Source organism: Pseudoalteromonas porphyrae (assembly GCF_001298125.1).
Classification (GTDB): Bacteria; Pseudomonadota; Gammaproteobacteria; order Enterobacterales; family Alteromonadaceae; genus Pseudoalteromonas; species Pseudoalteromonas neustonica.
This window is the reverse complement of record NZ_LHPH01000030.1, coordinates 1-18896: the sequence shown is the minus strand read 5'-3', so window position 1 is coordinate 18896 and position 18896 is coordinate 1. Positions and strand designations below refer to the sequence as shown.

19 protein-coding genes, 2 tRNA genes, 2 rRNA genes and 1 riboswitch are annotated in these 18896 nt (G+C 41.5%); of the genes, 6 read left to right on the top strand and 17 right to left on the bottom strand.

Annotated features, from left to right (window positions below):
• Window positions 1-3 precede the first annotated feature (3 nt).
• From ADS77_RS19205 to orn, 3 genes are all read right to left on the bottom strand, one after another.
• Window positions 4-79 (bottom strand) — tRNA-Gly (locus tag ADS77_RS19205).
• Between the two features lie 39 nt (window positions 80-118).
• Window positions 119-194 (bottom strand) — tRNA-Gly (locus ADS77_RS19200).
• Between the two features lie 180 nt (window positions 195-374).
• The gene (gene orn, locus ADS77_RS19195; RefSeq protein ID WP_054202985.1) at window positions 375-920 is read right to left on the bottom strand and encodes an oligoribonuclease; all 546 of its coding nucleotides are present in this window, start codon (window positions 918-920) and stop codon (window positions 375-377) included.
• A 121-nt stretch (window positions 921-1041) separates the two neighbouring features.
• On the opposite strand from orn, the gene rsgA reads away from it, so the two are divergent.
• Both rsgA and asd read left to right on the top strand, forming a co-directional pair.
• Window positions 1042-2100, top strand: a complete 1059-nt coding sequence (gene rsgA / locus ADS77_RS19190) for a small ribosomal subunit biogenesis GTPase RsgA (protein WP_054202984.1) — start codon at window positions 1042-1044, stop codon at window positions 2098-2100.
• A gap of 17 nt (window positions 2101-2117) precedes the next feature.
• The gene (gene asd, locus ADS77_RS19185; protein WP_170174163.1) at window positions 2118-2984 is read left to right on the top strand and encodes an archaetidylserine decarboxylase; all 867 of its coding nucleotides are present in this window, start codon (window positions 2118-2120) and stop codon (window positions 2982-2984) included.
• 58 nt (window positions 2985-3042) lie between these two features.
• Here asd and ADS77_RS19180 read toward each other — a convergent pair whose 3' ends face one another.
• The 8 genes from ADS77_RS19180 to ADS77_RS19145 form a co-directional block, all read right to left on the bottom strand.
• The gene (locus ADS77_RS19180) at window positions 3043-3816 is read right to left on the bottom strand and encodes a HesA/MoeB/ThiF family protein (RefSeq protein WP_054455864.1); all 774 of its coding nucleotides are present in this window, start codon (window positions 3814-3816) and stop codon (window positions 3043-3045) included.
• Window positions 3809-5344, bottom strand: a complete 1536-nt coding sequence (gene thiE / locus ADS77_RS19175; RefSeq protein WP_054455862.1) for a thiamine phosphate synthase — start codon at window positions 5342-5344, stop codon at window positions 3809-3811. The genes ADS77_RS19180 and thiE overlap by 8 nt, the downstream gene beginning before the upstream one ends.
• A 13-nt stretch (window positions 5345-5357) precedes the next feature.
• Window positions 5358-6161, bottom strand: coding sequence for a thiazole synthase (locus ADS77_RS19170; protein ID WP_054455861.1), 804 nt, complete (start codon window positions 6159-6161; stop codon window positions 5358-5360).
• A gap of 1 nt (window position 6162) precedes the next feature.
• Entirely contained in the window at window positions 6163-6360 is a 198-nt protein-coding gene (thiS, locus tag ADS77_RS19165; protein ID WP_054203180.1) for a sulfur carrier protein ThiS, read from the bottom strand.
• Between the two features lie 13 nt (window positions 6361-6373).
• Window positions 6374-7375 (bottom strand): FAD-dependent oxidoreductase, encoded by a 1002-nt coding sequence (locus tag ADS77_RS19160; protein ID WP_054455855.1) that lies wholly within the window; start codon window positions 7373-7375, stop codon window positions 6374-6376.
• 79 nt (window positions 7376-7454) lie between these two features.
• Window positions 7455-9407 carry a phosphomethylpyrimidine synthase ThiC gene (gene thiC, locus ADS77_RS19155; protein WP_054202979.1) on the bottom strand — a complete coding sequence of 651 codons (1953 nt, stop codon included), beginning with the start codon at window positions 9405-9407 and terminating at the stop codon, window positions 7455-7457.
• A 152-nt stretch (window positions 9408-9559) separates the two neighbouring features.
• Window positions 9560-9670: riboswitch (TPP riboswitch) on the bottom strand.
• Window positions 9671-9726: 56 nt separating this feature from the next.
• Entirely contained in the window at window positions 9727-10128 is a 402-nt protein-coding gene (locus ADS77_RS19150; protein WP_064435819.1) for an META domain-containing protein, read from the bottom strand.
• A gap of 125 nt (window positions 10129-10253) precedes the next feature.
• Complete coding sequence (locus tag ADS77_RS19145; RefSeq protein ID WP_054202978.1) at window positions 10254-10649, bottom strand: acyl-CoA thioesterase; 396 nt, start codon at window positions 10647-10649, stop codon at window positions 10254-10256.
• Between the two features lie 106 nt (window positions 10650-10755).
• On the opposite strand from ADS77_RS19145, the gene ADS77_RS19140 reads away from it, so the two are divergent.
• Window positions 10756-12798 (top strand): TonB-dependent receptor domain-containing protein, encoded by a 2043-nt coding sequence (locus ADS77_RS19140; protein WP_200909658.1) that lies wholly within the window; start codon window positions 10756-10758, stop codon window positions 12796-12798.
• A 286-nt stretch (window positions 12799-13084) separates the two neighbouring features.
• Here the strand turns inward: ADS77_RS19140 and epmA are convergent, their stop codons facing one another.
• Together epmA and efp are read right to left on the bottom strand one after the other, a co-directional pair.
• Entirely contained in the window at window positions 13085-14059 is a 975-nt protein-coding gene (gene epmA, locus ADS77_RS19135; RefSeq protein WP_054202976.1) for an elongation factor P--(R)-beta-lysine ligase, read from the bottom strand.
• Window positions 14060-14120: 61 nt separating this feature from the next.
• The gene (gene efp / locus ADS77_RS19130; protein ID WP_054202975.1) at window positions 14121-14687 is read right to left on the bottom strand and encodes an elongation factor P; all 567 of its coding nucleotides are present in this window, start codon (window positions 14685-14687) and stop codon (window positions 14121-14123) included.
• A gap of 42 nt (window positions 14688-14729) precedes the next feature.
• Here efp and epmB point away from each other — a divergent pair, with 42 nt between their 5' ends.
• The gene (gene epmB, locus ADS77_RS19125; protein ID WP_054455853.1) at window positions 14730-15743 is read left to right on the top strand and encodes an EF-P beta-lysylation protein EpmB; all 1014 of its coding nucleotides are present in this window, start codon (window positions 14730-14732) and stop codon (window positions 15741-15743) included.
• Window positions 15744-15752: 9 nt separating this feature from the next.
• Here the strand turns inward: epmB and ADS77_RS19120 are convergent, their stop codons facing one another.
• Window positions 15753-15962 (bottom strand): hypothetical protein, encoded by a 210-nt coding sequence (locus ADS77_RS19120; protein WP_054202973.1) that lies wholly within the window; start codon window positions 15960-15962, stop codon window positions 15753-15755.
• Window positions 15963-16034: 72 nt separating this feature from the next.
• Between ADS77_RS19120 and ADS77_RS19115 the strand changes: the two genes are divergently transcribed.
• Entirely contained in the window at window positions 16035-16325 is a 291-nt protein-coding gene (locus ADS77_RS19115; RefSeq protein ID WP_054202972.1) for a hypothetical protein, read from the top strand.
• Window positions 16326-16371: 46 nt separating this feature from the next.
• On the opposite strand, the gene ADS77_RS19110 is transcribed toward ADS77_RS19115, so the two are convergent.
• Window positions 16372-16869, bottom strand: a complete 498-nt coding sequence (locus tag ADS77_RS19110; RefSeq protein WP_054202971.1) for a DUF3016 domain-containing protein — start codon at window positions 16867-16869, stop codon at window positions 16372-16374.
• A 246-nt stretch (window positions 16870-17115) separates the two neighbouring features.
• Here ADS77_RS19110 and galE point away from each other — a divergent pair, with 246 nt between their 5' ends.
• Window positions 17116-18129, top strand: coding sequence for a UDP-glucose 4-epimerase GalE (gene galE / locus ADS77_RS19105; RefSeq protein ID WP_054455851.1), 1014 nt, complete (start codon window positions 17116-17118; stop codon window positions 18127-18129).
• 353 nt (window positions 18130-18482) lie between these two features.
• On the opposite strand, the gene rrf is transcribed toward galE, so the two are convergent.
• Window positions 18483-18597 (bottom strand): 5S ribosomal RNA (rrf, locus tag ADS77_RS19100).
• A 189-nt stretch (window positions 18598-18786) separates the two neighbouring features.
• A 23S ribosomal RNA gene (locus ADS77_RS19095) occupies window positions 18787-18896 on the bottom strand; the annotation flags it as partial.

Sequence of the window (18896 nt, the reverse complement as noted above, 5' to 3'; positions counted from 1 at the left end):
AATTGGAGCGGTACACGAGGCTCGAACTCGTGACCTCGACCTTGGCAAGGTCGCGCTCTACCAACTGAGCTAGTACCGCATTAATTTTTAAATCACTCCAATTTCTTTGGTTAGAAATTGGAGCGGCACACGAGGCTCGAACTCGTGACCTCGACCTTGGCAAGGTCGCGCTCTACCAACTGAGCTAGTGCCGCATTTAAATAGTCAGTAATTCGTCCGTTGTCACGCGACTAGTCGCAGTGAACGTTCAGGCAACTGAGCTAGTGCCGTACTACATGTTTATTTCAAGCAACTTAAACACACTAACCCCGCTGGGGTTATCGTCTTAAGCGGGGCGGGATTCTACAATAATTCCATGTGTTTGCAAGTGTTTTTTACAATTTAAAGAATTTTTCTTGATAGACTTTTAATTCCATAATGGAATCTTTAATATCATCAAGAGCAAGGTGTGAGCCTTTTTTGTTCACTTGCGCTAAAACTTCAGGTTTCCAGCGTCGTGCGAGCTCTTTAATTGTACTGACGTCTAAATTGCGGTAATGAAAGTAATCTTCCAGTTCGCGCATGTATTTATTCATAAAGCGTCTATCTTGCCCTATCGAGTTACCACACATAGGTGAGGCACCTGCTGGAACCCACAACTTTAAAAATGCCAATGTTTGCTCAACGGCATCTTGCTCTGTGAATTTACTCGTCTTACAACGAGCTGTTAGACCTGATTGACCGTGCTGGTTAGTGCACCATTCATCCATACCATCGAGCAACTCATTACTTTGATGAATTGCAATAGTTGGACCTTCGGCCAAGATGTTTAGCTCACTGTCGGTGACAACGGTGGCGATTTCGAGTATTTTGTCTGTACTTGGTTCTAGACCTGTCATTTCGAGGTCGAGCCAAATCAGATTTGATTTATGAAAAGACATAATTACCTTGCGGTGCTTTCCTTTAGATCTAACGCATTTAGATATATCATATTAGTATCATCAGTCGACCTAAAGCTTTTTTTTCAAAAAGCACGACATTTAACTAAGTTATGGGCCAAAAGTGGCAAAACAGAAGAAATTAAGTAAAGGTCAATCCCGTAGGATTAAGGCCAATCATGAAAAACGCTTATCTAATGCAGATTCTGCACCAGCCAAAAGTAAGGCTGATAAGTGGCAAACCGATAATTTAGGTGCGCCTGAAAATGCTGTAGTGATCAGTCGTTTTGGTCAACATGCCGATATTGAAACCGATGACGGTGACGTATTGCGCTGCAATATTCGCCGTACTGTTAAAGGTATTGTTTGTGGCGATGAAGTGCAATTTCGTCGCGCTAAAGTAAGTGAAGGTGATTTAGCCGGCGTTATTGAAGCAATGCATGAACGCCGTTCGCAGCTTACACGCCCTGATTTTTACGATGGTGTAAAAGTCATTGCCGCCAACATAGATCAAATTTTGATGGTGTCAGCAGTATTACCTGAATTTACCCCCAGTATTATCGACCGCTACCTTATTGCCTGTGAAGACATGGGCATAGAGCCTATTTTAGTGCTCAATAAAATAGACTTAATTGATGAGCAAGGGCTTGCCAATATTAATAAAATTTTGGATATTTATAGAGCACTTGATTACCAAGTGTTACTGGTTAGTAATATTACAGGCAAAGGTATTGATGAACTCAAAGATACTCTGGTCGATAAAAATAGCATTTTTGTTGGTCAAAGTGGTGTCGGTAAATCTACGCTCGTGAACACGGTATTACCTAATGCCGAAATACTTACCAAAGAAGTCTCTGAGAACAGCGGCCTTGGTCAACACACAACAACTGTGTCACGACTTCACCACTTACCTTCTGGCGGTAACTTAATTGATTCTCCTGGTATTCGTGAATTTGGCTTGTGGCATTTAGATGTAGAACGCGTTACTTGGTGTTTTAAAGAGTTTCGTGAGTTTATTGGTGGTTGTCGCTTTAGGGATTGTAAACATTTGAATGATCCTGGCTGTATAATTCGCCAAGCAATCGATGAAGGTGATATTTCACAGCTACGTTTTGATAGCTACCACAGAATTTTAGAAACTATGGCCGATGGCCGCGCCGGAGCGCGTGCTCCTCGTATTTAATTTTTAGGAAGAAACTTGTGAGTTTAGATAAATTCAAAATCGCAATGCAGTACGCAATGCCAAAACATTTTGTATCTCGTATGGTAGGCAAGTTAGCCGCGGCTAAAGCTGGTGCATTAACCACTACTTTGATCAAATTGTTTATTAAACAATATAAAATAGATATGAACGAAGCGCAGTATAGCGATCCGGCTCACTATAAAACCTTTAATGAGTTTTTTACTCGCCCATTAAAAGAAGGTGTGCGCCCATTAACAACCGATGATAGCATCATTACTCATCCCGTTGATGGTGCAATTAGCCAGCTAGGCGCTATCGTAGACGGTCAGCTTATTCAAGCTAAAGGACATGATTACAGCTTACAAGCGCTACTAGGTGGCTCTGAGCAGGATACAGCACCATTTTTAGGTGGCGAGTTCGCAACGATTTACCTTGCTCCGAAAGACTATCATCGTATTCATATGCCGATTGATGGCACCTTGAGCAAAATGATTTACGTTCCGGGTGATTTATTCTCAGTAAACCCACTGACCGCGCAAAATGTGCCTAACTTATTTGCACGTAATGAGCGTGTAGTGGCGATTTTTGATACTGAAATTGGCCCTCTTGCTATGGTACTAGTGGGCGCAACAATTGTTGCCAGCATCGAAACCATTTGGGCTGGTACAGTTACCCCACCAGCAGGTAAAGATGTCTTTAGCTGGAATTACCCAACCTCAGGTGACAACAGCATTACCTTGAAAAAAGGCGATGAAATGGGCCGTTTTAAATTAGGCTCAACCGTTATTTTAGCCTGGGGTGCTAATAAAGCAGGTATTTTAGATGATCAAAAGCCGGAAACGGTAACGCGTATGGGCACACCATTTGCCAAGATTAATTGTTAATTATTAATCTTAAATAAAAACGCGGAAGACTAATTCAGTCATTCCGCGTTCTATTATTTCAAGCCTCTTCACAGCCACACTCTGCACACTGCGGCGCTTTACTTAATTTAAACTGCTGCTGCACTAAACCTAAGCCATCAAAGCGAACAAATTTACTTCCCTGATGATGACCTAAAATTACATTAACCGCTAATAATGCCTGCATTGAACCAATCACACCTAATAACGGACTTAACACACCAGCATTACTGCAGTTAAGCGTCTGCTCATCAGCGGTTCGTGGAAACACACAACCGTAACATGGGCTGTGTTGATCACGAAAATCAAAACACATTAGCTGTCCATCGGTTGCGATTGCTGCACCAGAAACCAAAGGGATAGCGAGCTTTAAACAAAAATGATTAACCACATAACGAGTATTAAAGTTATCACTGCAATCAAGCACTAGGGTTGCGTCTGTAAAAATCTGCTCGGCATTTTCAGCACTAAGCTGAATGTTTAAGGTGTTAATCGTAATTTGATTATTTAAGCTACTCAGTACTTTACCCGCCGCACTGACTTTCTGTTGCCCAAGGTGATTTACTTTATAAAGCACTTGGCGCTGTAAATTTGAAAGCTCAACGTTATCATCATCCAATAAAGTAAGCTTGCCAACGCCAGCAGCAGCTAAATACAACAAGGCAGGACTGCCTAAACCACCAGCGCCAACCACCACAACGTGAGCTGCCTTGAGCTTTAACTGCCCTTCAAGGCCAACTTCTTTAAGCATTAAATGGCGACTGTAACGCAACTGCTCTTTGTCAGATAAAGCGCCCTCGATTACCTCAGCCATCGCTGTTAATCGCCATTTGTAATTCTGCTATCGCCTGTTGATAATCACTTGCCTCTGTAATGGCTCTAACAACAGCCACACTGCCCACGCCAGTTGCTGCAACCTCACTCGCGCGTGCTAAATCAATGCCACCGATCGCCACTGTTGGGTAATCGCTCATTAACGGCACAAAGTGTTTTAGTTTTTCAAGACCTTGTATTTGCCCTGTCATATCTTTAGTGGTGGTTGGGTATATTGCCCCAAACGCCATATAACTAGGACGATAATTATGAGCACGAAGCATTTCATAAAACCCATGCGTCGAAAGTCCCAAACGCAGCCCAGCTTCTTTAATGGCGACTAAATTAGCCTCAAGCAAATCTTCTTGACCTAAATGTACACCGTACGCGCCATGCTTAATTGCTAACTGCCAGTGATCGTTTATATATACATGACCATCGTATTTTTTACCCAGCATCACCGCAGCAGCCACGGCATCATCAAGCTCACGCTCTGTACCTTGCTTCATTCTTAGCTGGACGGTTTTAATACCTTGCGCCAGGCATTTCTCTAACCAATCAACAGTATCAACAACAGCATATAAACCAAGCTGTTTGCTCTCACAAGCAGGAAAACCAGCAGCCATAGTAAATTCATTTGGCGCATCAAAGTCTAATTCGTCAGCAAGCCAACTCCCGGCTTCAATCACTTGTGGGTAATCATCAAGGTTTTCAGGGAAACACGTTTGTGCCACAGGGCCAATCCCTTCACCATAACGTACTGCGGCTTTTAAGCCTTGGTTGATATACGCTTTTGCTAAAATAAAGGCATCTTTTAAGGGGTATTGTTTTGCTAAACACGCCGCAATAACAGAGGCCATACTACAGCCAGTCCCATGGCTATGTGGTGTTTGAATTTTTTCATTGCCGAGCCAATACTCACTCCCCCCATCGGTGCTGCCATCGATACAATAATCAATACAATAACCGCTCGGGTAATCCCAATGACCGCCCTTGATCACCACGGCTTTTGCGCCCCAGCTTTGTAACTTTGCTGCGGCTTCTCTTACGGCGCTTGGTCCAATTAAATACACACCCGTTAACAGCTGCGTTTCGTGCGTATTCGGGGTGATCACATCTACCAGCGGCAATAAACATTCTTTAATTGCACTAACGGTGTCTTCTTCGGTAAGTAAATCACCACTGCTGGCAATCGCAACGGGGTCATACACTACTAAAGGCGGCACAGACCAAGTACTTTGATAATGCTTAATATGTTCACTGACAAGTTGAATTTGCTGTACATTTGCTAACATGCCGATTTTAATTACTGCGGCTTTCATATCATGCTCAAGCGCAAGTAACTGCGATTCAATAACCTCTGTAGAAATAGGATTTAGTGCTTCAACGCCTAAACTATTTTGTGCAGTGAGTGCGGTAATTGCTGTACAGCCATGCACACCAAAGCTTTGCATCGCTTTAATATCAGCCTGAATACCTGCACCGCCACCTGAATCTGAGCCTGCAATTGTCCAAACAACCTGTTTCATAAACACATTTATCCTAAATTTTATCTTGATGCCAAAATGGCATACCCATTGTTGGTGTTGAGGGAGCCGCAACCTCTTTTTCAGGCATTGCTTTAGCCAAATAACCAAAACGTCCAGCTTCAACCGCAGCTTTAAATGCACAACTCATAGTGACAGGACAACCCGCCCCCGCAATGGCTGAATTTAATAATACCGCATCATACCCCATTTCGAGTGCTTGGCAGGCATGTGAGGGGAGACCAAGGCCCGCATCAACTATTAAAGTCAGCTCTGGCAATCGTTCTCGAATAGTTTTTAAATTATATTGATTTAACAACCCTTTACCTGTGCCTATTGGCGCACCCCATGGCATTAACACTTCACACCCGGCCTGCGCTAAGCGCTGGCATAGCACTAAATCATCCGTGCAATACGGTAGCACTTTGAATCCTTCAGCTAAAAGGATTTTAGTCGCTTCAAGCAGTGCAAAGGGATCGGGTTGCAGGTTGTATTCGTCGCCGATTAACTCTAATTTAATCCAATCGGTGGCAAACACTTCTCGGCACATTTGCGCCAATGTAACCGCTTCTTTAACACTGTGGCAACCTGCGGTGTTAGGTAATATTTTTAAGCCAGTGTCTTTTATTAATTGCCAAAAATCATCCCCCGCAGCAGCACTTTGCTGGCGGCGTAAAGACACAGTGACAATCTGCGAACCAGACGCCTCAATCGACTCAGCCATAATCGCCGGTGAGGGATACAGTGCAGAGCCAATTAATAATCGACTATTAATCTGTTCGCCATAAATATTAAAACTGTCGTCGATACAATCTTTCATACTATCCCCCTTGAATTGGCGAGAGTAACTCAAGGCTATCACCTTCATTCAATTGTGTATCTGCACATAAGCTACGCGCGATAAAAACCCCATTTAATGCCACTGCAAATGGCTCTTTCGCGCCAAATTGGCTAAGCGCATCGAGTAACGTGTGCTTATCACTTAATACAAATGGCTGTCCATTTATCATTATATTCATAGTTTTATTCATCTTATTCGATTTTAGCTACGGCATCAGCCACTAGACTTGGCGCTAATAAATAACCATGGCGATACAGGCCATTAATGCTGATCACCTTACCTTGCTTGCTTACTTGTGGGCGGTTATCGCTAAATGCTGGGCGTAAACCAGTTTGAATATTTAACAGTCTCGCTTCAGCAAAACCACTGTGAACGGTGTATGCAGCAGAAAATAACTCAAGCGTTGAACGCACTGTGGCTGGACCATTATCTTGTGATTCAATTTCGGTCGCGCCAATAACATATTCATGCTTAGGTTTAGGTGCAATATAAATGGGATAACGTGGATGCATTAGTCGTATGGGCCGAGTAAGTTTAACCTCAGGCGCATATAAACGCGCAACTTCACCACGGACTCCACGTAATTTACAACTGACGCTTTTTGCCCCAAGCCCTCGACAATCAATTATATAGTCAAACGCGCCTTGTATACTTTCTGAATTTATATCAATTGTTTTACCAAATTCAAAACTCACGCCTCGTGCTTGTAGTGTTTTATAACTTGCCTGATAAAATGCTTGGTTATCAATTTGCCCTTCGCAAGGTAAATAAAGCCCTTGGTTAAAACGCCCAGATAACTCAGGTTCGAGTTCATTAATATGTGTACTGGTTAGTGAATGAGCCTGATGCCCCAGCAAAGGTTTTAGGCGCTGAGCAAAGCTTTGTAAATCGCCTTTATCTTGCTGATGAGCAACCACTAATGTGCCCTGCTGTTGAAAAAACACCTCATCATCTAACTGCGCTAAAATAGCAGGCCAACGGGCTATCGAATCAAGCCCCATTAATGCTAAATCTTGTTCACACAAAACAGACTCAGCAAGTGGTGCAAGCATCGCCGCCGCAACACGACCTGCACTATCAAGCGCTTGCTCATCACCCGCTTCAAATACAGTTACCTGATGCAGCATACTCAATTCAAGCGCCGCCAAACGCCCAGTTAAACCAAAACCTATTACCGCAATTTTGTAAGACATAATAACCTCTCAGCTATAAGCTGTAAGCCATAAGCGGTGCTCTGCTTACAACTTAAAGCTTATCGCTTACAACTAGCTTTTAAACCGCTTTATGGTAAATCTCTGAGCCAGTTTGTTTAAACTCGTCAGATTTAGCTTTCATCTCAGCTTCCACATCAACCATTTTTATTTCAATACTCTCACCAACATTGTTTGGATCGATACCTCTGGCTTCTAGGTCTTTGGCATATTCGCGCACTTCTTGGGTGATTTTCATTGAACAGAATTTTGGCCCACACATAGAGCAAAAATGCGCTACTTTTCCTGACTCTTGCGGTAGCGTTTCATCATGGTATTCGCGGGCGCGAACTGGGTCTAAACCAATATTAAATTGGTCATGCCAGCGGAACTCAAAACGCGCTTTTGACAATGCATTATCACGCTCTTGTGCTCCCGGGTGACCTTTTGCTAAATCTGCAGCATGGGCCGCTATTTTATAAGTGATCAGCCCTTCTTTTACGTCTTCTTTATTTGGCAGACCTAAATGCTCTTTGGGTGTTACATAACACAACATTGCACAGCCATACCATGCAATTTGTGCCGCACCAATACCGGAGGTAATATGGTCATAACCTGGTGCAATGTCAGTTGTAAGCGGGCCAAGCGTATAAAATGGCGCTTCATCACAATGCTTAAGTTGCTCTTCCATGTTTTCTTTGATCATGTGCATTGGCACATGGCCTGGACCTTCAATAAAGACTTGTACGTCGTGCTTCCATGCTATTTTTGTCAGCTCACCAAGTGTGCGCAATTCACTAAATTGTGCATCATCGTTGGCATCAGCAATTGACCCCGGACGCAGGCCATCACCTAATGAGAAACACACATCGTATTGCTTTAAAATCTCGCAGATATCTTCAAAATGCGTATAAAGAAAGTTTTCTTTATGGTGCGCTAAACACCACTTAGCCATAATTGAACCACCACGCGATACAATACCGGTAACACGCTTTGCCGTCATAGGTACATAGCGTAGTAAAACACCAGCGTGAATAGTAAAGTAATCTACGCCCTGCTCAGCTTGTTCAATTAGGGTGTCGCGGAAGATTTCCCATGTTAGGTCTTCTGCTACACCATTTACTTTTTCAAGTGCTTGATAAATTGGTACGGTACCAATTGGTACAGGCGAGTTACGTACTACCCACTCACGGGTTTCGTGAATATAACGCCCTGTTGATAAATCCATTACGGTGTCAGCGCCCCAACGGGTTGACCACACCATTTTTTCAACTTCTTCTTCGATAGATGAACTTACTGATGAATTACCTATATTTGCGTTTACTTTCACTAAAAAGTTACGCCCTACTATCATCGGCTCGGTTTCAGGGTGGTTAATATTGTTTGGTAAAATCGCACGTCCGCGAGCAATTTCATCACGCACAAATTCAGGAGTAATAAACTCAGGAATGCTCGCGCCAAACGATTCACCTTTATGCTGCTGCGCTAATAACTCTTTTTGGATTTGCGCACGACCCATATTTTCGCGTACTGCGACATATTCCATTTCTGGTGTGATAATACCTTGGCGAGCATAATGCATTTGCGTGACGTTTTTACCCGCTTTAGCGCGACGAATTTTAGGTAAGTGTTCAAAACGAATGTGGTCAAGACCTTCGTCAGCCATACGTTGCTGCGAAAATTGCGACGTGACTGATTCCAACACCTCGGTATCATCACGGCTTTCAATCCACTGCTCACGATATTTATCAAGGCCTTTTCGCACATCAAGAGTGAAATCTGGGTCTGTGTATGGGCCCGATGTATCATAAACACGCAGTGGTGCATTTGACTCGTACACTGGGTTTTCATCAGTGCCACCAATGAAAGTATCGCTTAACGTAATTTCTCGCATACCAACGCGTACATTCTCTTGGGTACCTTGTACATACACTTTGTGTGAACTTGGAAAAGGTTGCCCAGTAAGGTTATAAATATAATCTGATGCAGCCGCACGGGTTTCGCGGCGAGACGGTTTATTTGATGTATTTGACATGACTTACCTCATTGCTAAAGGGTTGTCTCGTCAGATATTGCAATGCAATAGAGAGTAGCAAATGCTACATGGATCGTAGATTGGTGTTACAAAAAAGCACTACCAACTTTGGCAGCCAGAGTACTTATACGCCAAACAGGCGCACAAGCACCCGTTTATGGCAGCTTGTTCCCTACGCAGGTGTTAGCCTGATCAGGTTCACGGATCCCGCTTTCGCGATCTCAGCCTTTGAGCTAAAACTCAAGGCACTCCGACAAGTAAAAATTCTATATATTGTTCGCTGACGAGTGTACGTCAGATGTAATTAGCCTGCAAGGGGTTAACTTGCAGGAATAAACGCAAATGTCTGTTCGCCATTTAAAACTAATTGTTGATTTTGGATTTGTAACGGCACACCCTGCTTCAACGCATTTAAAAATTGCTGCTCAAACGCATCTAACTCATCACCACATGATTTTCGGGTCATGCCTAACTTATTAACCGTTAAATGATTATCATCCAGCAAGCCTTCGCCAAAAAATTTATTGCAACCCGCAAAACCATTGACTTGCAACGCTTCAATAAAACTTAATGATGCAGTGTAAGATGTCGGGATCGCTAAACCATCAACATGTGATAGTTGCCACTTAGTGTATTTCAATTGCTCACTTGTGACTGTCCCTGTCGATGAGCAGCCAATACAAAAACCGATAACAAGCATCGGTATTGCTGCTAATTTCATGTGATTCTTAACCTAAAATTCAATCAACACATAGTAACAATAATTAACAGTTTTTACCGTTAATAATGCATGTTTTAAATGTAAAAAATTGTTCTAAGATAGTAAAAAACATTCGCACTAATGAATTATTCACTTTTAAATAGCTGATTAACTTGCTCTGGTAAAAATGGTCGCCCTTGCTCGTTGACACTAGTTCCTATTACTAATGCTTTAAGCATGACTTTATCATCACTTTTACGTATCACGGTTTGCCTAAATCCGAATTTTAATCTGCTAATACGCTCCGGCTCTACAGCAACATAAAACTCATCGCCAGGCACTAAAGACTGTTTATAGTCTATCTCACTACGCATAACCACTAAATTAATTTTATCTCGGGCAAGCTGCGCGAAATCAATGCCGTTGGCGTATAAAAATTCATGGCGAGCATGCTCTAAATAATTAAAATAAACACTGTTGTTTACTATACCCTGTAAATCACATTCATAGTCGCGCACTTTAAAGTCTACTTTAAATGTCATATTCGTAATCCTAATTATGTATACTGTGCGCGTTTATAACATATAGACACCCAAAAGTTGAATAACGACTTTAATGAGAATAGTTGTTATCATACAAGTCCCTGAAATGGAGTTAAGCAACCGAATGAAACTACGTCTGTCTTTAATTACCGCTGCGCTACTACCTTTATTAAGCGCCCCAGCTTTTGCTGAAGATACTGATCTTGAAAAAATACTTGTTACTGGGGACTTTCAAAAAGAAAGCATTCAAACCCTCAGTGCCAGCGCCAGTTTATTTAGCCAGCAAGAAATTAATGACCGAGGCGCTAACTTTTTAGATGAAATGTTGGCCAGTGCCGCTAATGTTAACTTTTCATCTGGTGCATCTCGCGGACGCTTTATCCAAATTCGTGGGGTTGGTCTGCGCTCACAATTCGTTGATCCAATTAACCCATCGGTTGGTTTAGTGATTGATGGCATTAACTATTCAGGCCTTGGTGGCAGCTCATTACTTTTTGATGTAAACCAAATTGAAATTTATCGCGGCCCACAAGGTACACGCTTTGGTGCTGATGGTTTGGGTGGGATGATCCAAATGGAATCAGCTGATCCTACATTTGATCCTAGCGTAAAGGTTCAACTAGGTGCTGGTAACTATAATAGCTACGAAGCAGGTATTGCTGCCGGCATTGGTATTACTGACAGCACTGCGGTACGCGCCAGTATTTACCAACGTGAATCTGATGGCTTTATGGATAATGAGTATTTAGGTAAGCCAACACAACAACAAGATGAAATGATCAGCCGCTTTAAGCTACACAGCCAATTAAGCGATCATTTACGTACTGAATTAAGCGTTCACTATATTGATATTAACAATGGCTATGACGCATTTACCCTTGATAATAGCCGTAATAGTGTAGCGGATAGCCCAGGACAAGATAACCAAGAAAGTATTGCTGTAGGGCTTGCCAATATTTATACCGGTTTTGATCTATTTGATGTGAGCTTAAACTTATCAGGCATAGACAGTGAATTACTATATAGCTTTGATGAAGACTGGGTATGTAATGATACCAGTAAGCCAAAATTATGTGGTGCAGGTTTACATGAGCAAAGTTATAGCTACAAAGATGCATACTATCGTGATCGCAAAGATAAAACGGCAGAGCTGCAATTTAATGGAAAAGCCCAAGACTGGATTACCGGAATCTATTATCAAAACCGTAATGTAGGGCTTGATCGTCAACGCATAGAAAATTCTGATTTAGCTTTATTTAATTCTACTTATGAAGTTAGTAATGTTGCTGTTTATGGTCAATTAGCCACTCCAATAAATGCTAAAACAACATTGATTACTGGTCTACGTGTTGAAGAGCACAGTAGTGATTACAGTGACAGTAATGGGTTTATTGTGAGTAGTGATGATGTAATGGTCGGTGGTAAAGTAGCCCTTGAATATCAAGTAATTGATCGAACAATGATCTACACAAGTATTACTCGCGGCTACAAAGCTGGCGGCATTAACTCTGAAGCCCTCGCCAAAGCACAAGAGTTCGGCCTCGGCGCTGACTTTTTTCAACAACACACAACTTTTGATCCTGAGTACTTATGGAATGCCGAGTTCGGCGTTAAAGGCAGCTCATTGGATGACAAATTTGTACTGCGCTTAGCGGCATTTTATATGTACCGTGAAGACATGCAATTAAAGTCTTGGTTGGTAGAAGGTCAAAACTTTACTAGCTATTTTGATAATGCAGGATCTGGTGAGAACTACGGTCTAGAAATTGAAGGCAGCTACCAGCTAACCGATGATTTATTTTTTACTGGTAGTGTTGGTTATTTAGATACTAAGATTAATGATTATGTAGCTAGAACAAGCCTCTATTCACCTCCATTAGATCAAGACGGTCGTGAGCAAGCTCAAGCACCTAAATACCAGTACGCATTTACCGCTCGTTATAACTTTACTGATGAGTTATTTGCTACGGTAGGTATTGAAGGTAAAGACGACTATTACTTTTCTGATAGTCACAATTCACAAGCGCCCAATGTTAACTTAGTGAACTTTACTGCTGGATATGAGGCCGACCAATGGTCAATCCGCGCTTGGGCCCGTAAGAAATTTGTTCAATCTAGGGGCGATTTAATCGCGGCGCGAGGTTTGTAACCTAGCGGGCTAAGTAAAAACCGAGCAAAGCTTCCGCGTCCTGCTCACGCCCCTTACCTACATCCGTGTAGGTAACAAAGAGTCAATCGCCCCTAGGAAGAACCCTTTGGGCAGCGCATGTTTGGCATTTATACTGCGTTATCGCCTATTTATGGGGAACAACCACACTGCATAGGCGCTGCCTTGCCTAAATACCAAATAGACTGCTGCAAAATTAATCACGAAAGGTCAACACGCCCTAGGTAGCTAGGCTCTAGAACTTTCTAGTACCTAGCTACCTTACTAGTCACGCTCTTTCAACATCAAACGCGATAACTTCTTTGATGCTATTTTTATCTGTCGCTAGCATCACTAATCTATCAATTCCTAATGCGACACCGGCACATTGTGGCAAGCCATGCTCAAGCGCGGCAATTAAACGCGTGTCTATAGGCACCGCAGTTAAGTTATTTGCATTACGGTACACATTGTCATCATTAAAGCGCTTTGCTTGCTCCTGTGCGTTTGTAAGCTCATTAAAGCCGTTTGCAAGCTCCATGTTCTGATAATAAAGCTCAAACCGCCCAGCAACTCTTGTATCATGCTCACAAATACTCGCCAGCGCAGCTTGTGATGCGGGAAAGTGATACACAAAACACGGTTTATCTTGGCCTATAGTCGGCTCTACTTTCATACAAAACAATAACTGCAATAATGTATCGCGATGCGTTTCATGCTTAGCTATATCGGCAAAGCCCTGCTCGCAGGCAATGTTTTGCAGTTGTGCAATTGTAGCTGTTAGCGGGTCGATCCCTAGCGCTTGCTCAAAAACCTGTTGATAGGTTAAACGTTTTGCAGGCTGCACATTTAAAATTAACTGTATCAGCTCATCCATTTCGTCCATTAAGGAAAATTCATCAAACCCCGGTCGATACCACTCAAGCATAGTAAATTCTGGGTTATGATGATTGCCAGCTTCTTCATTACGAAATGCTTTACAGATTTGATAAATCGCGCCGCTGCCCGCAGCCAATAAACGCTTCATGGCAAATTCTGGGGATGTTTGTAAATACAAAGGTAAACCTTGCGCGTATCCTGGACCAATAAATTGTGTTTTGAAACTCGCTAAATGCACGTCGGTAACACTTGCACTACTTAAACTAGGTGTCTCAACCTCCATCACCTGACGCTGATAAAAAAACTCACGAATAGCTCGTAAGATTGTAGCTCGTTGCGCCAAAGTATTTACTTGTGCGCTTGGCTGCCAAAGATCGATTGACATATTTTCTCCAAAAAAAATCCCAGCTTAAAGCCAGGATTTAGTTAAGTCGTATTTTTAAAGCTTACTTAACACGGCTTACGTATTCACCGTTACGAGTGTCTACTTTAATAACTTCACCAATTTGCACGAATAAAGGAACACGTACGACTGCGCCAGTGCTTAAGGTCGCTGGTTTACCACCAGTACCCGCCGTATCACCCTTAAGGCCAGGATCTGTTTCTGTGATCTCAAGCTCTACAAAATTAGGCGCAGCAACAGCAATTGGGCTGCCATTCCATAACGTAATAGTACATACGTCATTTTCAACTAACCACTTAACAGTATCGCCAAGTGCTTTTTCATCTGCAGCAATTTGCTCAAATGTTTCGTTGTTCATGAAATGCCAAAACTCACCATCAGTGTAAAGATACGCAAGATCGGTATCCATTACATCAGCACCTTCAACTGACTCACCCGATTTAAAGGTTTTTTCAAGTACTTTACCTGAAATAAGCTTACGAATACGAACACGGTTAAACGCTTGGCCTTTACCAGGTTTTACCATTTCATTTTCTAAGATACTGCAAGGCTCGCCGTCCATCATAATTTTTAGGCCGCCCTTGAACTCGTTGGTGCTATAATTCGCCATCGTTTCCTCTATCTAATAATTTTTCGAGTAATTTACGTGCCAATGATACAAAGAAATGAAGCAAATTTGCATAAAAACTGGCAAAAAGAATTAGCAAATGTCGTTACTTGCCCAAAAGTACTATTAGAAATGCTTGGCTTATCAAGCCAAGTCCATGAAAACGACATAAAAGCTCGCAGTTTATTCCCTGTTCGTGTGCCTGTCCCTTTTATAAAAAAAATGCGCCATGGTGATGTAAATGACCCTCTTTTATTACAAGTCATGCCACGCCACCAAGAATTCATTGCAAAAACAGGCTTCAATAAAGATCCCTTAGAAGAACAAGATAACAAACAACCTGGGCTATTACACAAGTATCGTTCTCGTGTTTTAGTGATGTTTAAAACAGGCTGTGCTGTAAATTGCCGTTACTGTTTTCGTCGCCACTTTCCGTATCAAGAGAACCAACTAAACAAACGCAGTTTAATTGATGCACTCGATTACATTAAATCGGACACGAATATTAACGAGGTGATTTTAAGTGGTGGTGATCCATTAATGGCCAAAGACGATGCGATTAGTTGGTTTATGGATGAACTTGAACAATTACCACAAATTAAGCGGATGCGAATTCACAGCCGTTTACCTGTTGTGATCCCATCTCGGGTTACTGATGAACTATGCCAGCGCTTGGCTGACTCACCGCTAAAGATTATATTTATCAATCATATTAATCATGCCAACGAGATCGATAATGAATTCAAAGCGGCTATGCAAAAGTTAAAAAAAGCAGGTGTTACATTACTCAATCAAGCGGTGATTTTAAAAGATGTAAATGATAGCGCTCGGGCTCAAATTGATTTAAGCGAAGCATTATTTGATGCCGATGTACTACCTTACTACTTATACCTGTTAGACAAAGTTGAAGGTGCGAGTCATTTTGATATCAAAGAGGAGCAGGCACGCAAAATTGTGGGCGAAATGCTACTCGCATTACCTGGTTTTTTAGTGCCCAAACTGGTGCGCGAGATCGGTGGACAACAAAGTAAAACCCCTATCGATCTCAAGCTTACATGAACGTAGAGTCTATACGTATACGTTTACGTTATTACCCAGTGATGCTGTAACCGACTTAGTAGGCGTTTGTGCTGCACTAGAGCTTGCTGCACCTTCAATTAAGGCTAATGCAGCGGCGCCATCAGCTTGTTGCTGCTTTTTAGCTAAAGCAGCGCTGTATACTTCGCCGCTTTGTGCTGTGCCACTCATGGCTGGTAAACTTCCACCTGATATATTCATAGTTCAATACCTGACTTTTATATGCAATCCACGTAATATATCGGCATCGCAGTTTAAAGCTTTAGGAAAAAAATGGATTCAATTATTGAGCAACTAAATGAAAACTTAAAAGTTGTTTATCGTCAATCACTTGATGCCGATAAAAAATTAGATGAGCTTCAACAACAAGGCCACGGTAAATTTAAGGCTCTCTTCCCAGCCGATGCAGGCTTTGATTTTGAAGCTAAGCGCTTCAAACCATACGTACTTGATGTTGCAGCCGATGTCGAAAGCTTAAGTAGCGATGGCTTTAGTGAAGAAAAATTAAAAACAACCGTGATTAAATTACAACAAATATTGCAATTATTAACAACGTTTAAATAATAACTAAAGGCACTAATACTTGAATATTCGTGCCTTTTAAATTTACTTATTGAGGCACAACTGCTGGAATTAATTCTTTTTTAAACCAATCTGTTAGCAAACGCTTATCGTAATAAAATGCATCATCACGGCCCATTTTAATTTTATCCATAAAACCCATATCTTTTAACGATACTTTGTCACTTTCAGTCAAAATCTTTCCATTTTTATCTGTCACAGAGTATGTAAATTCAATACGTGGAAAGTAGATAGGTTTTATAATACGTAACTCATTCATACCACCAAAACGAACATCTCCGGCTAAATCTAGCTCCGTTACTTCTACATTAAACTTATAGCCTTCAGGTAAATTTTCGGCGAGCTTAGTAAAATGCTTTTCAAAACTCGATGCTACGCGTTTATGAAAAGACCCTCTCACTTCATTTGATGGACGAACATCACGATAATCATTAAAATCTTGCCACTTAACTACGGCCTCACCTGCTTGGGCAAACACAGGTAATGCGACTAAGAAAGTAAGTGCAATTTTTTTGACCATATTCATAATTTTCTCCAATAGGTAACTAACCAAATATAAGTAAGATACTAGCAGTAACGACTTAACTATAGCTTAATATATGCACATTAAGTTGTTATCATTTACATCAATTATGTAATCAAATATACCTCTATTCGCCAAAAAGATATACATATCAAATAAACGGACTAAATTTAACGATAGCGCATGCAATTCATCACTATATATGATGGAATTACGTCAACTTAAAAGCTTGCCCTATATGGAGATTACATGACAATTTTAGTAACAGGTGGTGCTGGGTATATTGGCTCGCACACAGTATTAGAGCTTCTACAGCAGGGTAATGACGTCGTCGTCATTGATAATTTAAGCAACTCGTCAAAAGAATCGCTTACAAGAGTAAAAAACATAACAGGTAAAGAGATCACTTTTTATCAAGGTGACATTCTCGATGAGGCGTTTTTAGCTAATGTGTTTTCAAAGCATACTATTAAGAGTGTTATTCACTTTGCAGGACTGAAAGCTGTAGGTGAATCTGTAGTAAAGCCTATCGAGTATTATCAAAATAATGTGCAAGGTACACTTACCCTTGTAGATGCTATGCGAGATGCTGATGTTTTTAAACTCGTCTTTAGCTCATCCGCAACAGTATATGGTGATCCAGCGAGCTTACCTATTCGTGAAGATTTCCCAGTAGGTGGCACAACAAATCCATACGGTACATCAAAACTCATGGTGGAAATGATGCTGCAAGATATAGCAAAATCAGATGAACGCTTCGCTTTTGCTATACTGCGTTACTTCAACCCCGTTGGCGCACATGAATCTGGTCTGATTGGCGAAGACCCTAATGGTATCCCAAACAATCTACTCCCTTATATTTCACAAGTTGCTGTTGGTAAATTAAAACAGTTAGGCGTATTTGGTGATGATTATGACACCGTTGATGGTACTGGTGTACGCGATTATATTCATGTTGTTGACTTAGCTCTTGGCCATTTAAAAGCATTGAATAAAATTAATCAAGATACTGGTGCACATGTATACAACCTTGGTACAGGTAATGGTTACTCTGTACTACAAATGCTCAATGCGTTCAGTAAAGCCTGTGGAAAAGAAGTTCCCTATCAAGTGTCTCCACGCCGCCCTGGTGATATAGCATCTTGTTATGCTGCACCTGAAAAAGCACTCACTGAGCTTAATTGGCAAGCAGAACGTGGACTAGAGGTAATGATGCAAGACGCGTGGCGCTGGCAAAACAATAACCCTAACGGATATAAATAAGCTTTCTTATACCAATCTGGATAGATATGGGGTCTATTTAATAACAAGAAAATTGCGCTATAACTAGGCAAAATTTTTTTGTATCTAGTTGTTCTAAATAAAAATTTTTAACGACGTTATAGCGTGATTTAATTCGTTAAATTGTTCAAATATTTATGCAGATTGGTATTACACACACTATTTGAGTTCACTCAGTGTAGGTCGTGATTTATCGCGACAACCGATATATGGGGGTGTATTGCTTTCAGATGAACGCCTGAGCGACATTGACCACCTTGCACCTTGCTCACTTTTTCACTTTCCTGCAGACGTAAAAAAGCCCGACTCTATGAGTCGGGCTTTCTTTATTTGGAGCCTGGCGATGACCTACTTTCACATAACAAATGCTACACTATCATCGGCGCTGTTTCGTTTCACTACTGAGTTCGGCATGGGATCAGGTGGGTCCAAAACGCTATTGTCACCAAGCAAATTGGGTGTCAGTTCGTATCTCTACGCACTAACTAAAATTTGAAAATGCTGATAATTGTCTTCTTACAACTTTAAGCTTATCGCTTACAGCTGTTAGTAAATCTACTTTAGTTGTCGCGATAAATCACGACCTACAATCTTAACTTCTTGCGCTTAAACAGTCACATAAAACGCGTTTGGCGTTGTATGGTTAAGCCTCACGGGTAATTAGTACAAGTTAGCTTAACATATCACTATGCTTCCACACCTTGCCTATCAACGTTGTAGTCTCCAACGGCCCTTCAGAGAGCTTATAG

What these genes read in the sequence shown, in the direction of transcription:
- ADS77_RS19120 (WP_054202973.1), bottom strand. Translation starts at nt 15,962, where the DNA reads ATGAATATATCAGGTGGAAGTTTACCAGCCATGAGTGGCACAGCACAA.
- epmA (WP_054202976.1), bottom strand. Translation starts at nt 14,059, where the DNA reads ATGTCAATCGATCTTTGGCAGCCAAGCGCACAAGTAAATACTTTGGCG.
- orn (WP_054202985.1), bottom strand. Translation starts at nt 920, where the DNA reads ATGTCTTTTCATAAATCAAATCTGATTTGGCTCGACCTCGAAATGACA.
- ADS77_RS19145 (WP_054202978.1), bottom strand. Translation starts at nt 10,649, where the DNA reads ATGACATTTAAAGTAGACTTTAAAGTGCGCGACTATGAATGTGATTTA.
- ADS77_RS19180 (WP_054455864.1), bottom strand. Translation starts at nt 3,816, where the DNA reads ATGGCTGAGGTAATCGAGGGCGCTTTATCTGACAAAGAGCAGTTGCGT.
- galE (WP_054455851.1), top strand. Translation starts at nt 17,116, where the DNA reads ATGACAATTTTAGTAACAGGTGGTGCTGGGTATATTGGCTCGCACACA.
- epmB (WP_054455853.1), top strand. Translation starts at nt 14,730, where the DNA reads ATGATACAAAGAAATGAAGCAAATTTGCATAAAAACTGGCAAAAAGAA.
- ADS77_RS19115 (WP_054202972.1), top strand. Translation starts at nt 16,035, where the DNA reads ATGGATTCAATTATTGAGCAACTAAATGAAAACTTAAAAGTTGTTTAT.
- ADS77_RS19160 (WP_054455855.1), bottom strand. Translation starts at nt 7,375, where the DNA reads ATGTCTTACAAAATTGCGGTAATAGGTTTTGGTTTAACTGGGCGTTTG.
- efp (WP_054202975.1), bottom strand. Translation starts at nt 14,687, where the DNA reads ATGGCGAATTATAGCACCAACGAGTTCAAGGGCGGCCTAAAAATTATG.
- thiS (WP_054203180.1), bottom strand. Translation starts at nt 6,360, where the DNA reads ATGAATATAATGATAAATGGACAGCCATTTGTATTAAGTGATAAGCAC.
- ADS77_RS19170 (WP_054455861.1), bottom strand. Translation starts at nt 6,161, where the DNA reads ATGAAAGATTGTATCGACGACAGTTTTAATATTTATGGCGAACAGATT.
- thiE (WP_054455862.1), bottom strand. Translation starts at nt 5,344, where the DNA reads ATGAAACAGGTTGTTTGGACAATTGCAGGCTCAGATTCAGGTGGCGGT.
- ADS77_RS19140 (WP_200909658.1), top strand. Translation starts at nt 10,756, where the DNA reads ATGGAGTTAAGCAACCGAATGAAACTACGTCTGTCTTTAATTACCGCT.
- ADS77_RS19150 (WP_064435819.1), bottom strand. Translation starts at nt 10,128, where the DNA reads ATGAAATTAGCAGCAATACCGATGCTTGTTATCGGTTTTTGTATTGGC.
- ADS77_RS19110 (WP_054202971.1), bottom strand. Translation starts at nt 16,869, where the DNA reads ATGAATATGGTCAAAAAAATTGCACTTACTTTCTTAGTCGCATTACCT.
- thiC (WP_054202979.1), bottom strand. Translation starts at nt 9,407, where the DNA reads ATGTCAAATACATCAAATAAACCGTCTCGCCGCGAAACCCGTGCGGCT.